A 14,907-nucleotide genomic window follows, 5' to 3' on the forward strand; every position below is an offset into this window, starting at 1 on the left:
GTCTGCGCCAATCGAGACAGGCACAGATGCCTGGACAGCGGGCCGGTCGGTTCCGTGGGCTGTAATGCGCGTCATTCCGCGGCGTAGGAGCAGTGGGGGCATGCCTCTGCTGGAGGACGCCGCAGCCGTGACGGCCCCACTGGGCTCCCGGGCTTACGCGCACTGTGTGGATGTAGCCAGCACGGGGTAGAGAGGCGGCATGCGCATGGGAAGAGTCGACGTCCGGCCCCTCGGGGGCACTGCAGGCTGCCTCACGATGATCCTCGTGTCAGTGCTTCTCTCGGTCGTGCTGACAGTCGGTCTCAACCTGCTCTTGCGCTGAGCTGCCCGTTCATCCGAGAGTGCGGCGGCATCCACACCCGATCATGTCTAGGGTTTGTCCAAGGTTTCGACTTACCATGCGTGCGTGACGTCCACCCTTCCTGCGCCGACCCTGGGGCGGCTCGATGCGGTCCGGTCCGCACCCTCCTTCCTCCAGGCGATCGACCTCATCGATCCGCTCGTGGACATCGTCCGCGTCGACGGCGACGCCGCCCAGTGCGCGCTGAGCGACGCCATCGACGACCACACCGACCAACTGACGGCGATTGTCGCGGTGCACGCGGCGGCTGCCGCGGGAGCAGCCGTGGCCGCCGCGCTCGTGCTTCCCCTGCTGACCTCCCCCGTGCCCTTCCTCCGGGAGCACGCCGTGTGGGCCATGCGCCTGTGCCCCGTGGTGCCGGATGCCCTCGCCACCCTGCGAGTGACGATGGAGGAAGGCGGTTTCGTCGGCATGCTCGCCGAGTCGACGCTTGAGGCCTGGGGGTTCCTCGGACCGGACGAGGATGACCTCGCGGACCCTCTCCTGGCGCGTCCCGCGGACCCCCACCCGTCCGGCCTCACGGTCGCTCAGCTGTTCCTGCATGCCGACATCGACGGGAGCCTCATGAACGCGGGTAAGGGCGACACCGGTGGGATCGCGACCTTGCTCGTCCAACTGGGCGACTCGCTTGTCGACGACCCCCGGATCGCGCGGGTGCTGACCCTCTCGCGCCGCCACGACGCTGGCGGTCGGAGGCCCGAGGACCGGCAGGCACCCGGCCACCACTACCTCGGCATTTCCCTTCCCGGACCCGTTCTTCCCGCCGCGGCCACCTGGCCGCTTCGGGTGCCCGTCCGGCAGGGGCTGCGCCGCGCCCTCCGCGCAGCCTCTCCCGTCGACGTCCTACACCTGCGGATGGCCGACGTCGGCTCGTGGGCCGCGGCGGAGGTGGCGCGCGAGATGGGGATTCCCACGGTGCTGACCCTCGCGCCGGACCCGCACGCGCTCATCGCCGCACGTCAGGCGTCGGGCATGCTCACCCGCGCCAACTTCGGCTCCGCAGACCACGCGGAGCACCTCGTCTTCCGGGTGGTTCTGCTGCGCGAGCTGGCCGCCGCCGCGGCGGGCCTCGTCGTCTTCCCTCGGCCGCAGCTCGAGCGCGACCTGCGCGACCTCCTGCACCTCGACCCGGACGCGGGCGCCCGTCCCGTCGTCGTGCCCGAGGGCATCGACCTCGCCCCCCTCGACCGCGCCGCACGTGAGGTGGCCGCGGCCGCTCACGGAGGCGAAGTCCCCGCAGCGGCTCGACGTGCGCTGGCCGAGCTCGACCTCCTGCTTTCGACCCTGCCTCCCGAGCGCCGCACGCTCCCGCTCGCGATCACCGTCGGGCGGCTTCACCGCGTGAAGGGCATGGCGACGCTCGTGGAGGCGTGGGCGTCCGACCCAACGTGCGCCGAGCGGTGCAACCTACTCGTCGTCGGCGGCGACCTGGGTGACCCTTCCGACGACGAGGCCGAGCAGCTCGCCCGCATCGATGCCTCGGTTCCCCGCCCAGAGGCCGCCGAGCGCGGTCTGCTGTTGGCGGGTCACCGCCCGAACGGAGTGGTCGCCATCTGGTTGGCAGCCGTCCGCCTGGGCAGGGCCGGCTTCAGCGCGCCGGGTGGGGTGTACGTGTCTGCCAGCCTCAAGGAAGAGTTCGGCATCGCCATCCTCGAGGCGATGGCGTCGGGACTCGTCGTGGTCGCCCCGGGAGGGGGTGGACCGGCCACCTACGTCGAGCACGGAGTGACAGGCCTCCTCATCGACACCGCATCGACGGACGTGCTCGCCGGTGCCGTCGTGACCGCCCTGGGCCTGGCCGCCGCCCCGGACGCCGCCGCACGCGCCCACCACGCCAGAGCCGTCGTGACCGATGAGTTCAGCATCGCCACGATGGCCTCGTCCCTCGCCACGGTCTACTCGGAGGTCACCCATGACGCTGCTCGTCATCAGTCCTGACTACGCCTCGCACCTACTTCCACTCGCCACACTCGGCACCGCATGGGCCGAGGCGGGCGAACGGGTCGTCGTCGCCACCGGTGCGGCGACGGAGGCGATCGTGCGCAGGTTTGGCTTCGAGCGCGAGGACCTTCGTCTGGGGCGCGGGTCCAACCCGGGAGTGATCCGCGCCGAGGACCAGCCCCGCGGCGAGGACGAGGCCCTGCGGGGGTTCTTCGAGGCGACCCGTCTCGGGGCCGTGCCGACCCTGGCGTTCCAGGCGGCCGCACGCGGCGACGACCTGCTCTGGGAGCCACTGCGGGTCGCGCGCGAGGTGCAGGACCTCGTAGATCGGATCCGACCCGACCAGATCGTCGTGGACCACCTGGCCTTCAGCGCCAGGTTAGGGCTCATGGGCGCGCAAGTGCCCCACGCGGACGTCGTCCTTGGGCACCCCTCCGCGCTGACAGTGGGTGACGAGGTCTACGGCTACCCGCCGGCCTGGCCCAGAAGGCTGCAGCCCGACCTGGGTGCTCTCAGCGCCCTCCGCCGCCAGTGTGAGGGTGTGCGCGATGCGTTCACCGAGCAGTGGAACACCGTGCTGGCCACCCTCGACCCGGGCGCGGCCGCCAGCCACGACGCCTTCGCCGAGACTGGCGACGTCCTGCTGCTCAACTACCCCGAAGAGCTGCACCCGCCCGAGAGAACCGCCTTGCTGCCGCGGCACGCCTTCCTCGGATCCTCGGTCCGCTCCGAGGAACCCGATGAGGAGGTGGATGCGTGGCTCGCACGCAGCCGCGAACCCGTCGTCTACGTGAGCCTCGGCAGTTTCCTCTCCGTGCGGTCGGACGTGCTCGCCAGAGTCGCGGCAGCCCTGCGCAGCCTCGAGGTGCGGGTCGCGCTGACGGCCGGCTCCACACCTCGTGACGAGCTCGGTCCGATCCCACCGTCGTGGCTGGTCCGTCGCGAGCTTCCCCAGGTCACGGTCCTTGGCCAGGCCGCCCTGGCGGTGTCCCACGGTGGCAACAACAGCGTCACCGAGGCGATGGCAGCCGGCGTGCCTCTGCTCCTCCTGCCCCTGTCGACCGATCAGTTCGCCGGCGCGGCCGGGATCGAGGCGGCGGGCCTTGGGACGGCACTGGACCCCAACGCGGCCACGCTCGAGCAACTGCGGACGGCCGTCGAATGTCTCCTCGCCCTAGCGCCGGATGCATCGGCCCGGCTCTCACGACTGTCGCTGGACCTCACTCGCGACTCCGGGCCCCGACGTGCCAGGGTGGCGCTGGCTCCAGCGACAAGGCGCAACATGGCAGGGTGGGTCCATGGGGAGGCCTGAGTCGCGATGGCACCAGAAGCCTGACGGATCCGCGTTCTTGTCGCATCTGACCCTCGACAGGGACGCGGTGCAGCGACTCAACGGCACTCGCTGGCTCACTCTCTGGAATGTCCGCCTCGGGCCTGGGGTGACACTCGCAGAACTGCAGCTCACGTGGCTGGATCTGCGCGGGGGCACCCGGAGCAATGTCGACGACGTCGGTGAGTGCGTCACCCTGCGGGGGCTTTGCATCAACCAGGTGCGCGGACTCACCGACGTGGATCCCGTCAGTCGGCTTTCCGGGTTGGAGATCCTCTCCCTGTATGGGCTTGCAAAGCTCACACACCTGCCGGACCTGTCCCGACTAGCGAATCTGAGGCGGTTGGACGTGGGGCAGATGCGGTCCCTCACGGACTGGCGGAACCTGACCAGCCCTCCTGCACTGGAAGAGCTCCAGTTCCAGAACAAGCTGGCGCCCAGCGCCGAGGTCATGGCAGCTGTCGGGTCCAGCGCCCATCTCGCCCGATTCGGCTGGTACGCCCCTGACGAGCCAAGGAGCATCGTCGACCCAATCATCGAGCTGGTTGCCAAGGCACCTGCGCGCTGGGTACGGCCGGAGGAATGGCTCGAGAGCCTGACCACCCGCGAGACCGACGCAGGTTCCCGAGAGGTACCCACAGGGTCTGAGTGAGCCCGAATCACCCGGCATACAAGCCGGCAAAACCGCTGCAGGGCAATGTCATTCGCGATAAGGGTGCGCCACTGATCGTCAGGACGACGCACCGAGTCGCTGTCGCACCACCCTGCGGCGCAGGGTGGGCGACGCCTCCACCTGGTAGCCGGCGTCGAGGAAGACCTGGAGCAGCCCGACCGAGGCTTCGTCCCAGATGACGGTCTTCCCCGGGGGCGGCTCGGTGGGGTAGCCCTCGAGGACGCGGGCGCCGACCTGCCTGCCGTACTCGACCGTGGCGGCGGCGAGCTCGTACATCAGTCCCTGTCGACGGAAGCCCTTGCGCACGACGAAGCAGGTGACGGACCAGACGCCCTCGAGGTCGGGGTCAGTCCGCATCCACGACTTCTGCCGGGCCCAGATCCTCGGGTAGTTCTCCCGCGGCTCGACCGCGACCCAGCCGACCGGCTCGCCGTCGAGGTACCCGACGAGACCGGACGTGGGACCGCTGGTACCGCAGCCGGCCTGCTCCAGGAGAGCGGCGTCGCGCTCCTCCTGGGTCGTGTCGCGCCAGATCCAGCCCGGGACCTTGAGCGCTTGGCAGCGGCACTTGCGGGCGCCGCCGGTGTCGAACACGGCCTCGATGTCCTCACTCGTCGCGTCGTTGGCCGGTCGCCAGCTGAACTCGGGCACACCGCGAGACTAGTGGGGCCGGCACTAATAGCGCCGCCGTGGCGAGGTGAGGCGCGAACACAGAGTTCGTCCGAAGCACGTCGGTGACGAGGGGTACCCCGAGATGCACCTGCGCGTTTCAATGACGAGCGAGGAGGCGCGGGATGAATGAGTCGTTGGAGTTCGAGGCGTTCTGTGTGCGCCAGAACCCGGCACTCCTCCGGTTCCTCACCTTGTACTGCGGCGACGTTGAGACGGCCCGAGACGTCACCCAGGAGACTCTGGCTCGCGTCTGGGCACACTGGCGCACGGTCCAGCGGATGGACCGGGCGGACCTGTGGGCCAAGCGGGTCGCGGTGAACCTGGCCAACTCCCAGTTCCGGCACCGGCGGGTGGAACGAGGTCGGCTCCACGTACTGGTGGAGCACAGCCCGCAGCCAGGGCCGGACCTCAGCGACCAGTTGAGGGTCCACCAGGCCCTGCGGACGCTGAGCCCCCGACAGCGGACCGCCATCCTGTTGCGATTCCTCGAGGACCTGTCGGTCGAGCAGACGAGTGAGCTGATGGGGTGCAGCGCAGGAACGGTGAAGAAGCTCACGGCACGCGGCCTCGTGGGACTGCGCGCAGTGATCGGAACTGACATCGAGGTGGGTACCGATGCCTGATCTGCGAACCCTGCTCGACGAGGCCGCTGGAGATCCGCCCGATCTGCCGGACCTCGCCGCCATCCGACAGCGCGGCGATGCGCTCAAGGTGAGGGCCCGCCTCGGCTGGGCCGCCGGCGCTGCGGCGGCTGCTGTGGTTGTCGCCGCGGGGATCGGCTTTGCCCTGAACCAGTCGGGCCGCGACGCGATGCCTGCCCCACAGCCAGCTCAGTCCACCACTCGCGCACGGGTGACCAACGCGTGTGCCGTCCAGGCCACGGTGCCGGGCGACGCGATCGCCTACACCGCGACCAGCTCAGGCTCCAGCGCCCGACCCGATGGCGCCGTGCACATCATGTCGCCCGACGGGTCCGGTGATCGGTGTCTGGTCGACACCGCCGGACCGGACAGCTGGCCGAGGTGGTCTCCGGACGGACAGTGGATCGCCTTCACAGGAGGGGACGGAAGCCAGTCGGACCTCTTCATCGTCCGCGCCGATGGTTCCGACGTGACCAGACTCACCGACAGTCCGGAGACGGAGGAAGGACCGGTCTGGTCTCCCGATGGTTTGCGCCTGGCGTACACCTCCAGCACCGGTGGGGAGTCCCTGCCGTCCATCCACGTCATGCAGCGCGACGGACGCAACGACTCGATCATCCCCACTGGATCACACCGGGTGTGGCTGGCGGACTGGTCTCCCGACGGGGGAACCCTTCTCTTCCTTCGCGACGACTCTGATGGCGGACACGCAGCGCTGTGGGCCATGGCTCCGGACGGGAGTGGGCAGCGCCTTCTCCGTTCGGAGGACGGCGACTTCGGCTCCGGCGCTCGGTACTCGCCGGACGGAGCCCAGATCGCCTTCCAGGCCGACTTCGACGGTGGGTGCCTCTACCGCAGCGACCCCGAGGTGCGCCACCTGACCAGGCTGACCACCGACTGCACCCAGGGCCGGTCAATCAGCTGGTCCCCCGACGGCGCTCGCATCGTCACGGCGGGAGGCTCCCACGGCGCTGTGAACGCCGAGGTCGTCACCATCGCCGGCAACGGTGTGCGCACCATCTCGTTCACCGGTGACGCCGCGTACGTCGACTGGCAACCCTAGGCCGCGGCCCAAGGCCAAGACCCCGAAGGGGTCACCTCCACGACCAACCGCACAACCCAAGAGGAGCATCGTGATGCGCACGAAGACCGCACGTCTCACCATCGGTGGCATGCTCGGCGCGCTGGCGCTTGCCTGCGCCGCCGCCACACCAGCAGCCGCCACCTTCGAAGGCAACAACGGCCGGATCGCTTTCGGCGCCTTCTTCGCGAGCAACAGGCAGGCCGACATCTGGTCCAGCCGCCCGGGCGAGGAGGACCTCCACCAGCTCACCGACGCCCCCGGACACGACATCTGTCCGGCATACTCCGCCGACGGCAAGGACATCGCCTTCTGCAGCGATCGGACGGGTGCCTACGAGATCTGGGTGATGGACGCGAACGGCAAGCACGAGCGCCAGGTCACCCAGCTGGGGACCTACGCGGTCTTCCCGGACTTCTCGCCTGACGGCGGTCGTCTTGCCTTCTCCGCGAGGCCGTCGGGGCAGACCAACACCGACCTGTGGCTCGTGCCCACCAGCGGCGGTGCGCCGACCCAGCTCACGAGGTCTCCGGACACCTTGGAGGAGAACCCTGTCTGGGCGCCCGACGGCAGCACGATCTTGTTCGTTCGCATCGCGGGCGGCTTCTCGGGCGGACAGCTCTGGACCAAGAACGTTTCCACAGGGGAGGAGACCCAGCTCACCTTCGACCCGACGTTCAAGGACCAGACTCCGGACTGGAGCCCAGACGGCGCGCAGATTGCGTATGCCGCGGACGACGACATCTGGATCATGAATGCCGACGGCACGAGCCAGGTCAACCTGACCGCCAGCCCGAACCAGGAATTCGGAACGGCCTTCTCCCCGGACGGCACCCAGATCGCCTTCACAGGCACGGGCGGGCCCGTTCCGACTGGACAGCGCTACGTCCAGACCATCCGCACCGACGGTTCCGACCGGCGCGTGGTGGCACCGACGCCAGGACTGCGCCAGGCAGCGCCCGCTTGGCAGCCCTTGGGCAGCGGCCGATAACGGCCCCCTCCCATTCCAACGACTGAGATGCGTCCTCCGCCGCGACAAGGCGCCGGTCTGCCCGATCGACCCAAACAGCGGGCGTACCTCCGGTTAGCTGGAGCGAAGCCGATGGACGGCTTCCTGCACGCTCTCGACCAGCGCCGACCAGGACTCGGTTGGCTTGCCCATGTCGTCAACGGCTGCCAACAACWGATTCATCAGCCCGGTATCTTCGAGGTCCCCGTCGATCGCATCCAACAGGTCAGAAACGCGGTTGAAGGTGTGGACAACCCCGTCCCCAGGCGAGGTTGTGTTCGCATCGGCCGCGTAGACCCAGGCGACGGTTGCCCCGAACGTGAACCATGCAAGTCCCTCGGGCTCCTCCTCCTCGCCAAATTCCGGTATGGCGAGCAGAGTGTGGCGCGCCTCGTCCACCGAGGTGATGCTGACCCGCGCCCGGATCGCGTCGGCGACGGCACCAAGGCCCGCAGACGGCTGGCCCAGGGGCGTCAGTTCCGCAAGAGGAAGTACCACGGTGGCCAGTTCGATGGCCGTCTGACGCTGGTCCTCTGAAGACATCCGTCGAAGTCGAGACTCGAGCGTGTGAACGGCGTCGCGAGGCACGAATGCATCATGCCTCTCTCCCAGAAATGCATCGCGCCGAATGCCGCGTACCGAGGCGGGCGTCTTTCGCCGCGAAGGGGATTGCTGGACGTGGCCCACCAGATCGTCAGCCCCAGAACCCTTGGGCCACCAGCGCTACGAGGGGTGGGACGCTCGATCCCACCGTTCCCCGGATGCTCCCCCCACGGGGGTGCCATTTGCCGAGCAGATCGGCCAGTCCCATCGCCAGGCTCGACAGCAGGAGATACCAGGCGGCCACAACCATGACCACGAGCCCCGAACCCGGATGATCGCTGTGCAGCATCCACGCGCCGACGAAGACTGCAGCGGCGCCCAGCAAGTTCCGAGCGCCAATGCAGAACGCCCATAGCTCAACGTCACTCCGGTCGGTGAACTCGACTCCAAGGACGTTCTTGGCCCACGGCCGGTCGAGAAAGAACATCTCGACCGGCGCCACGCAAATCAGAATCACGGCGTCGATGATGAGGACGAACTCGGCCACGCCGTTCATGCGTCACCTTCCTCTTACCGCAACGCCAGCACGGGCACAGTCGGGCATCCCTACAAGGGAACCGCGGGTGGGTCTTCAGAGCAAGGGTCGGACCCACGGCGGTTGCGACGGTGGGGCGCGCAACCGCCAGGGAGGCCATCACGCCCAGGAGTGGTTGTATCTCCTCCAGCAGCGATGACTTTGGCCAGGGCCTTCGGTCTACATCACATCCATCCAGCGCAGTCGATTCGGGAGGCATCGTGAAGCTTCTTCTCACATCCGGTGGAGTCACGAACGCGAGCATCCGCGATGCACTGGTCGACCTGCTGGGCAAACCGATCGCCGAATCCACTGCCCTCTGCATCCCCACCGCACAATGGGGCCACCCGCTGTGTGGGCCGGTCTCGGTGCGTGGCCTCATCAGCGGCCTGCCCCCGTGGGGTGGCATGTCCTCCTTGGGGTGGAAGTCGCTTGGCGTCCTGGAGCTCACCGCACTGCCGAGCATCGGCGAAGAGCGCTGGGTCCCGTGGGTGCGCGAGGCCGACGTCCTGCTGGTGGACGGCGGCGATGCGACGTACCTGTGTCACTGGATGCGGCAGTCCGGACTGGCGGACCTCCTGCCCTCACTGCCCGAGATGGTCTGGGTCGGAGTGAGCGCCGGCAGCATGGTGATGACTCCGCGGATCGGTGCCTACTTCGTGGAATGGCCCTCCGCGCCGGATGACAGGACCCTGGGGGTCGTTGACTTCTCGATCTTCCCGCACCTGGACGTGTTCCCGGGCAACACCTTGGCCGAGGCGGAGCCGTGGGCTGCCGACATCGCGGGTCCGGCATACGCCATCGACGACCAGACGGCCATCAAGGTGGCCGCCGGCAGGGTGGAGGTCGTGACCGAGGGGAACTGGAAACGGCTCGCATAACCGCGGTCAAGCAGCGCTCATCGTTGCAGGGCCGGCGTGTCCGCGGGTGTCACGCGCTGGTGGCTTACCTGACCGCGCGGCCGGTGATCTTGCGCGGCTTGATCTCAATGAAGAGGTTGCGAGCCCCGTCCGCCCATGGCACCGGTCCGGTCTCCCAAGCCGACGTGAGCAGGTGGTCGTGTGCCATCGCCTCTGCGAATCCGAGAACGAGAACGCTCCAGCCGGATTTGTTCTGCTCATCGATTGCGTCGACCTCAAAGGCGACACTGGTTCGGCGGGCGAGCCCGGCCATGGGGCCATAGGGGGAAGTCCGGAAGATCACGCTGCCGGTGCGGTATTGATAGGTCACTGGCAAGATCTGGGGACCCTCGCCAGCCATGAAACCGACCCGGCCGGCCGTGTGTTCCGCCAGGAGTTCCTTGCACTCGGCCTCCGACAGCTCAGCAAAATTCCCGGTTTGGGGCTTCTCGTCATGTGGTGAGGTCATGACCCGACTCCGTGGATTGCATCGAGGCGGTGAAGTTGGCGTGTGCTGGCTGGGTCCCCGCCGGTTTGGGGGTCGCGCGCCGCATTGGTCGAATGACTGGAGTGGTGCAGAGTTTGGAAGGTGGCCTAGGTCCGCCGGGCGTTCGGCCCTGGAGTTTCTACTCTACGCCGAGCGTCTGAACGCCGCTTGGGCGAGCAGCCACTGGCCGGCTTGTCGACGAGACGTATGGCGCGGCGCGGTTCACCCAAGGTCAGCGCCAACTCTGACATCGAGGGCGAATATGGGGCGCAGTACTCAGCGGGACGGCGACTCGACCGGCGACGGCTGAGAAGGGCCCATGGGCCTCACGTCGTGGCGGCTGCTTGCTCTTCGTCGGACCGCTGGTGACGCAGGCGCGTCAGTGCATCGCGGGCGTGGGACTTGACCGTTCCCACGGAGATGTTGAGAGCCGCAGCAGTCTCGGCCTCGGTCAGGTCGTCGAAGTAGCGCAACACCAGCACCGCGCGCTGGCGGGGCGACAGCCTGCGCAGGTCCTCGAGCAGAGCGATGCGGTCGACGTCGTCGGCACTCCCGTGTGACGCGACCTCGGGGACCACGTCGGTGGCGATCTCACGCCAGCGGCGACTGCGCCAGCGGTTCACGGACTCGCGCGCGAGCACCTGCCGGACGTACGCCTCGGGGCGCTCCTCGATCCGCGACCACTTCGGCACCACCTTGACCAGGGCCGACTGCACGAGGTCCTCGGCGTCGTGGTGGTTCCCGGTCAGCAGGTATGCGGTGCGCAGCAGCGCGCCTCGGCGCGCGACCACGAACTCCTCGAAGCTGGCGTAGCCGGTCATGACCGGCCGACCTTGGCATCGAGCGCCGCGCCGATCAGGTCGGTGGCGAAGGTGACCCGCCCGGGGGCTCCCGCTGTGGCGACGACCCGACGGTGGGCGTCGTTGACCGACAGCGTGCACCGCTGAGGGGGCGACGGGCAGAAGGGTGTTGTGGCGTCGAACTGCAGGGCGACCACCGTGCCGTCGCTGTCCCTCGCATCATGGCGGTGGCCGAGCAGGACGTCGGAGCCGATGACTCCCAGGACGTTGCAGAGCGCCGGCACGTCTGCGGGAGGTGATCCCATGCCTTCGTAGACGGACAGCGTCGTGCAAGACCCGGAACCGTCCCCGAAGTTCGTTGGGGCCATCAACGCCGGCCAGCTCGCAACCGACACCTCGGACCCGACGTAGGAGACGTCATACGGGTTGACCCGCGTGGGTGACTGGCCCGGCTCCCACAGCCATCCCTCGCCGTCGCTCCCTCCCGCGACGTGGCCGAACAGGTGCGTGGCGTCGGCCCACAGCCCCACCCCGCGGGTGTCGAACCCGAAGGCCCACGTGTGGGTCTCACCGCTGACCAGGTCGCGGACGATCGGGTTCCGCGCCGCGTCCTGCACGCCCTGTTGGCCCTCGGCGGAGGGGTAGGCGATCCTGCGGCCGTCGGGCGACAGTGCGACCTTCAGGTTCCACGGGGCCTCGGGGTCGTCGCGCGGGAGGTCGATGGGGAGCCTGCCGAACGTCCCCGTCTTCGCGACCAGGCCGACGGCCTCGAGCGTGTCTCCCTCGCGAGGCACCAGCCAGACCGCCGCGAGCGGTCCCGGTGTGTTCCCGAGGTCTGGCAGTGCCGCCCCCTCCGGGTACGTGATCGGCAGCGCGAAGCCGACGGTCCTCGCCGGCGCGAGGTCGGAACGGTCGGGACCGGCATCGGCAAGGCCAATGCCGATTCCCGTGCCGACGGCGCCCACCACCAGCGCGGCAGCTGCAAACGCCGTGGCCCGGATGCGCTGGGCCCGCTTGCCGCGCGCCCAGAGCTCGGCCGGTGGTGCACCTCCTGTGGGTGCGTCCTCCGCCAGCTCCGACAGCCGGTCTCGCAACGTGTCCATGGGTCTCTCCGATCCAGAGTCTCACCCATCAACACGTCGTGGGGGCGCGATCCGGAGGGGGGTCGTTTCGAGCCCACCTCGAGATCGTCATCATCGGGACGCACGGTGACGGATCGCGCAATTCCGGTCATACGCGGGCCCAACCGGAGCGCTTGCGGAAAGGTGCGCTAGGTTGGATAGTGGCACTATCCAATGGGACGAGGGAGGCACCATGCGCGACGCTTGGACGGTTCTCATCGGCACGCATGCCGTGGCGGCGACGCTCGGCCTCGTCCTCGGCGCGACCAACCTGGCACGTCGTCGCCGGGGCGACCTTGCCCATCGCACCATCGGGCGGGCGTGGTTGGTGCTCATGTACTTCACGGCATTCAGCTCGTTCTGGATCCAGCAGCTGCGGCCCGGTCAGTTCAGCTGGATCCACGGGCTGAGTGTCCTGACCATCGTCACCCTGACCTTGGGGCTGTGGAACGCGCGTCGCGGCAGGATCCGCGCCCACGCGGGCAACATGATCGGCACCTATGCAGGCCTGTGGGGAGCCTTGATCGGGGTGGTCGCGGTCCCGAGCCGCCTTGTGCCGCAAGCCTTTCAGGAGAGCTGGCTCGGCATGACGGCCCTGACGCTCGGCATCGTCGTGGTCGGTCTGGCAGGCGTGTCAGCCGTGATCCGACTCCTGGGGCGCGCAGGCGTCCCCGAGCGCGTCGACCCAGCTGGCCGGGTGGCGCTCGACCTGCCGAAGGGTTGAGAAGAAGGTGCGGATCTCCGAGCTCGCCGAGCAGACCGGTGTCTCGATCGCCACGCTGAAGTACTACCTGCGTGAGGGTCTGGTGCCCGCAGGTGAGAGGCATGGGGCGACCCAGGCGTCGTACGGGGAGGGCCACGTGGCCCGGGTCCAGTTGGTCCGCGCCCTGATCACGGTCGGCGGTCTGGGCATCGAACAGGTGCGGGAGGTAACCCGCGCGCTCGACGACCCGCCCACATCGCGCCATGAGCTGCTCGGCACGGCGCACCGTGTCCTCGCGCCGCGCGCGACCGACGTGGGGGAGTCCGCGGCTGTCGACGAGCCGTTCCTGCTGAATCTGGGGTGGCCGGCGCACCCGCAGTCGTCCGCGAGCCAACAGGTTGCGACTGCCCTCGCCGAGGCGCGAGCTGCAGGGTGGGACGTCAGCGAGCGGTCCTTCAAGGCGTGGGCCAGGGCGGCGCTCATCCAGGCGCGCGCAGACGTGTCGCCGAGGCTCGGCAGGCTCTCACCCTCCGAGGCGCTCCAGTTCGCGATCCTGGGCACTGCGCTCACCGACCCGGTGATCCTCGCGCTGCGGCGTCTCGCCCAGGAGGCGATCAGCGCAGAACGCTTCGAGACGGCCAAGAGCTGACCGCGCCCCGACGGCACGGAGGCCAGCCCGCGTCAGTCGCAGTTGCGGCCGTTGGTCGGCAGCGTCTCTGCGGCGTGTCGGAAAGCGGGCAACAGCAAGGGTTCTGGCTTGTACGCGTCCGGCACGAGGACCTCGATCGCCGGGTCGCGCCCGAAGGTCGTGAACCTAACCCCGTCCGACAGCGGCTCGGCCACCCAGTACACGCCGTCGACGTCGAGGCACTCCCTGTCCGTCGGACCGATTGCCGGCCAGCCGCAGGTCGCGATGATGGCCGGGTCGCCCCACGAGGCAGCGCGTGGCGACAGGGGAGTGGTCGCCGTCATCTCCTGACCGCCGACGGTCGAGGGCCAACCGATCGAAGAGCAGCCACGACCGTCGTACGACGGGACCGCGACGGAGACGCCACGCGGCCACACGGCATACATGACAGCGCCGGCCACCCCGAGGACGAGGAGGCCGGCGGCTGCGAAGAGCAGGCGCCGACGCGCGGCGCGGGTCACGTTCAGACGACGATGCGGGTCAGCGTCAGGCTCAGACGTGGACGACGGTGCACGTGAGCGTGCGCGTGATGCCGGGCACGTCCTGGATCTTGGCGATGACGAGCTTGCCCAGCTCGTCGACGGTGTTGGCCTCGACGCGGGCGATCACGTCGTAGGGACCCGTGACGTCCTCGGCCAGCACCACACCGGCAATACCGGCAATGGCCTCGGCAACGGACGCCGCCTTGCCGACTTCGGTCTGGATCAGGATGTAGGCCTGGACCACCACGAGGAACCTCACAATTCTGTCGAAGATGGAACGTGTCATGTCCGGTTGGCCGGGACATCGTTGCCCCGGGAGAACCGACCGCGGCGGAACCCGCGGCCACGGCAGACGCTACCGTGCCGGTGTCCCACCCGTCTCCCCCGGGAGGTGCACAGGAGGTCAAGTGATGGTCACGGCTGGTCGTACCCTGGCGCAGCTGAGCGAGTCGGCACTGCTGGCCGAGATCTTCCCCTTCTTCGCGGCGACCCCCGGTGTCCTCGTAGGTCCCGGTGACGACGCCGCGGTGCTCGCCTGCTCAGGCAGCGTGGTGGCGACGACGGACTCGATGGTGCGCGGGCGTGACTGGCTCGACGAGTGGTCGACTGCCTCGGACGTCGCCGCCAAGGCGCTCACCCAGAACCTCGCCGACGTCGCCGCCATGGGCGGTGTCCCGACGTCGATCCTCGTCACGCTCGTGGCCGACCCGCAGACCCCCGCGGACTGGGCGGTCGAGTTCGCCCGTGCGCTCGGCGACGGTGCCGCCGCAGCGGGCGTCGCCGTCGCCGGCGGAGACCTGTCGTCAGCCCCCGCAGGCACGCTCATGGTGTCGATCACCGCGCTCGGCGACCTCCAGGGCCGGCAGCCGGTGCTGCGCGACGGTGCCCGGCCCGGCGACGTC

General features: G+C 69.0%; 18 protein-coding genes. 10 read left to right on the top strand and 8 right to left on the bottom strand.

Annotation, left to right across the window (positions count from 1 at the left end; translation table 11 throughout):
* Nucleotides 1-406: 406 nt before the first annotated feature.
* The 3 genes from AC1DV7_RS13930 to AC1DV7_RS13940 are packed head-to-tail and all read left to right on the top strand — an operon-like array spanning nt 407 to nt 4,284.
* Nucleotides 407-2,299, top strand: coding sequence for a glycosyltransferase (locus AC1DV7_RS13930; protein ID WP_477597732.1), 1,893 nt, complete (start codon nt 407-409; stop codon nt 2,297-2,299).
* The gene (locus tag AC1DV7_RS13935; protein WP_477597733.1) at nt 2,274-3,614 is read left to right on the top strand and encodes a nucleotide disphospho-sugar-binding domain-containing protein; all 1,341 of its coding nucleotides are present in this window, start codon (nt 2,274-2,276) and stop codon (nt 3,612-3,614) included. The genes AC1DV7_RS13930 and AC1DV7_RS13935 overlap by 26 nt, the downstream gene beginning before the upstream one ends.
* Nucleotides 3,601-4,284, top strand: coding sequence for a hypothetical protein (locus AC1DV7_RS13940; RefSeq protein ID WP_477597734.1), 684 nt, complete (start codon nt 3,601-3,603; stop codon nt 4,282-4,284). Before AC1DV7_RS13935 ends, AC1DV7_RS13940 begins: the two co-directional genes overlap by 14 nt.
* 78 nt (nt 4,285-4,362) lie before the next feature.
* On the opposite strand, the gene AC1DV7_RS13945 is transcribed toward AC1DV7_RS13940, so the two are convergent.
* Nucleotides 4,363-4,956, bottom strand: coding sequence for a GNAT family N-acetyltransferase (locus tag AC1DV7_RS13945; protein WP_477597735.1), 594 nt, complete (start codon nt 4,954-4,956; stop codon nt 4,363-4,365).
* A gap of 143 nt (nt 4,957-5,099) precedes the next feature.
* Here AC1DV7_RS13945 and AC1DV7_RS13950 point away from each other — a divergent pair, with 143 nt between their 5' ends.
* The 3 genes from AC1DV7_RS13950 (at nt 5,100) to AC1DV7_RS13960 (ending at nt 7,690) form a co-directional block, all read left to right on the top strand.
* Complete coding sequence (locus AC1DV7_RS13950; protein WP_477597736.1) at nt 5,100-5,600, top strand: SigE family RNA polymerase sigma factor; 501 nt, start codon at nt 5,100-5,102, stop codon at nt 5,598-5,600.
* Nucleotides 5,593-6,681 carry a TolB family protein gene (locus AC1DV7_RS13955; RefSeq protein WP_477597737.1) on the top strand — a complete coding sequence of 363 codons (1,089 nt, stop codon included), beginning with the start codon at nt 5,593-5,595 and terminating at the stop codon, nt 6,679-6,681. The genes AC1DV7_RS13950 and AC1DV7_RS13955 overlap by 8 nt, the downstream gene beginning before the upstream one ends.
* 73 nt (nt 6,682-6,754) lie before the next feature.
* Complete coding sequence (locus tag AC1DV7_RS13960; RefSeq protein WP_477597738.1) at nt 6,755-7,690, top strand: TolB family protein; 936 nt, start codon at nt 6,755-6,757, stop codon at nt 7,688-7,690.
* Between the two features lie 93 nt (nt 7,691-7,783).
* Here AC1DV7_RS13960 and AC1DV7_RS13965 read toward each other — a convergent pair whose 3' ends face one another.
* Together AC1DV7_RS13965 and AC1DV7_RS13970 are read right to left on the bottom strand one after the other, a co-directional pair.
* Nucleotides 7,784-8,251: a hypothetical protein gene (locus AC1DV7_RS13965; RefSeq protein ID WP_477597739.1), complete on the bottom strand. Its 468-nt coding sequence runs from the start codon at nt 8,249-8,251 to the stop codon at nt 7,784-7,786.
* Nucleotides 8,252-8,402: 151 nt separating this feature from the next.
* Nucleotides 8,403-8,807 (bottom strand): DUF1304 family protein, encoded by a 405-nt coding sequence (locus tag AC1DV7_RS13970; protein ID WP_477597740.1) that lies wholly within the window; start codon nt 8,805-8,807, stop codon nt 8,403-8,405.
* A 239-nt stretch (nt 8,808-9,046) separates the two neighbouring features.
* Between AC1DV7_RS13970 and AC1DV7_RS13975 the strand changes: the two genes are divergently transcribed.
* Nucleotides 9,047-9,706, top strand: a complete 660-nt coding sequence (locus AC1DV7_RS13975; protein WP_477597741.1) for a Type 1 glutamine amidotransferase-like domain-containing protein — start codon at nt 9,047-9,049, stop codon at nt 9,704-9,706.
* Between the two features lie 64 nt (nt 9,707-9,770).
* Here AC1DV7_RS13975 and AC1DV7_RS13980 read toward each other — a convergent pair whose 3' ends face one another.
* The 3 genes from AC1DV7_RS13980 to AC1DV7_RS13990 form a co-directional block, all read right to left on the bottom strand.
* A complete protein-coding gene (locus AC1DV7_RS13980; protein WP_477597742.1) occupies nt 9,771-10,193 on the bottom strand; it encodes a pyridoxamine 5'-phosphate oxidase family protein in 423 nt (140 codons plus the stop codon).
* 344 nt (nt 10,194-10,537) lie between these two features.
* Nucleotides 10,538-11,032 carry a SigE family RNA polymerase sigma factor gene (locus tag AC1DV7_RS13985; RefSeq protein WP_477597743.1) on the bottom strand — a complete coding sequence of 165 codons (495 nt, stop codon included), beginning with the start codon at nt 11,030-11,032 and terminating at the stop codon, nt 10,538-10,540.
* A complete protein-coding gene (locus AC1DV7_RS13990) occupies nt 11,029-12,114 on the bottom strand; it encodes a hypothetical protein (RefSeq protein WP_477597744.1) in 1,086 nt (361 codons plus the stop codon). The genes AC1DV7_RS13985 and AC1DV7_RS13990 overlap by 4 nt, the downstream gene beginning before the upstream one ends.
* Nucleotides 12,115-12,325: 211 nt before the next feature.
* Between AC1DV7_RS13990 and AC1DV7_RS13995 the strand changes: the two genes are divergently transcribed.
* The gene (locus tag AC1DV7_RS13995; protein WP_477597745.1) at nt 12,326-12,856 is read left to right on the top strand and encodes a DUF2306 domain-containing protein; all 531 of its coding nucleotides are present in this window, start codon (nt 12,326-12,328) and stop codon (nt 12,854-12,856) included.
* A gap of 7 nt (nt 12,857-12,863) precedes the next feature.
* A complete protein-coding gene (locus tag AC1DV7_RS14000) occupies nt 12,864-13,484 on the top strand; it encodes a MerR family transcriptional regulator (protein WP_477597746.1) in 621 nt (206 codons plus the stop codon).
* Between the two features lie 32 nt (nt 13,485-13,516).
* On the opposite strand, the gene AC1DV7_RS14005 is transcribed toward AC1DV7_RS14000, so the two are convergent.
* Nucleotides 13,517-13,984, bottom strand: coding sequence for a hypothetical protein (locus tag AC1DV7_RS14005; RefSeq protein ID WP_477597747.1), 468 nt, complete (start codon nt 13,982-13,984; stop codon nt 13,517-13,519).
* A 31-nt stretch (nt 13,985-14,015) separates the two neighbouring features.
* Complete coding sequence (locus tag AC1DV7_RS14010) at nt 14,016-14,249, bottom strand: Lrp/AsnC family transcriptional regulator (protein ID WP_056884115.1); 234 nt, start codon at nt 14,247-14,249, stop codon at nt 14,016-14,018.
* Between the two features lie 166 nt (nt 14,250-14,415).
* Between AC1DV7_RS14010 and AC1DV7_RS14015 the strand changes: the two genes are divergently transcribed.
* Nucleotides 14,416-14,907, top strand: a 492-nt coding sequence (locus AC1DV7_RS14015) for a thiamine-phosphate kinase (protein ID WP_477597748.1), incomplete at its 3' end; no start/stop codon positions are given.

The sequence above is a fragment of the Pedococcus sp. P2_E4 genome (assembly GCF_056403935.1).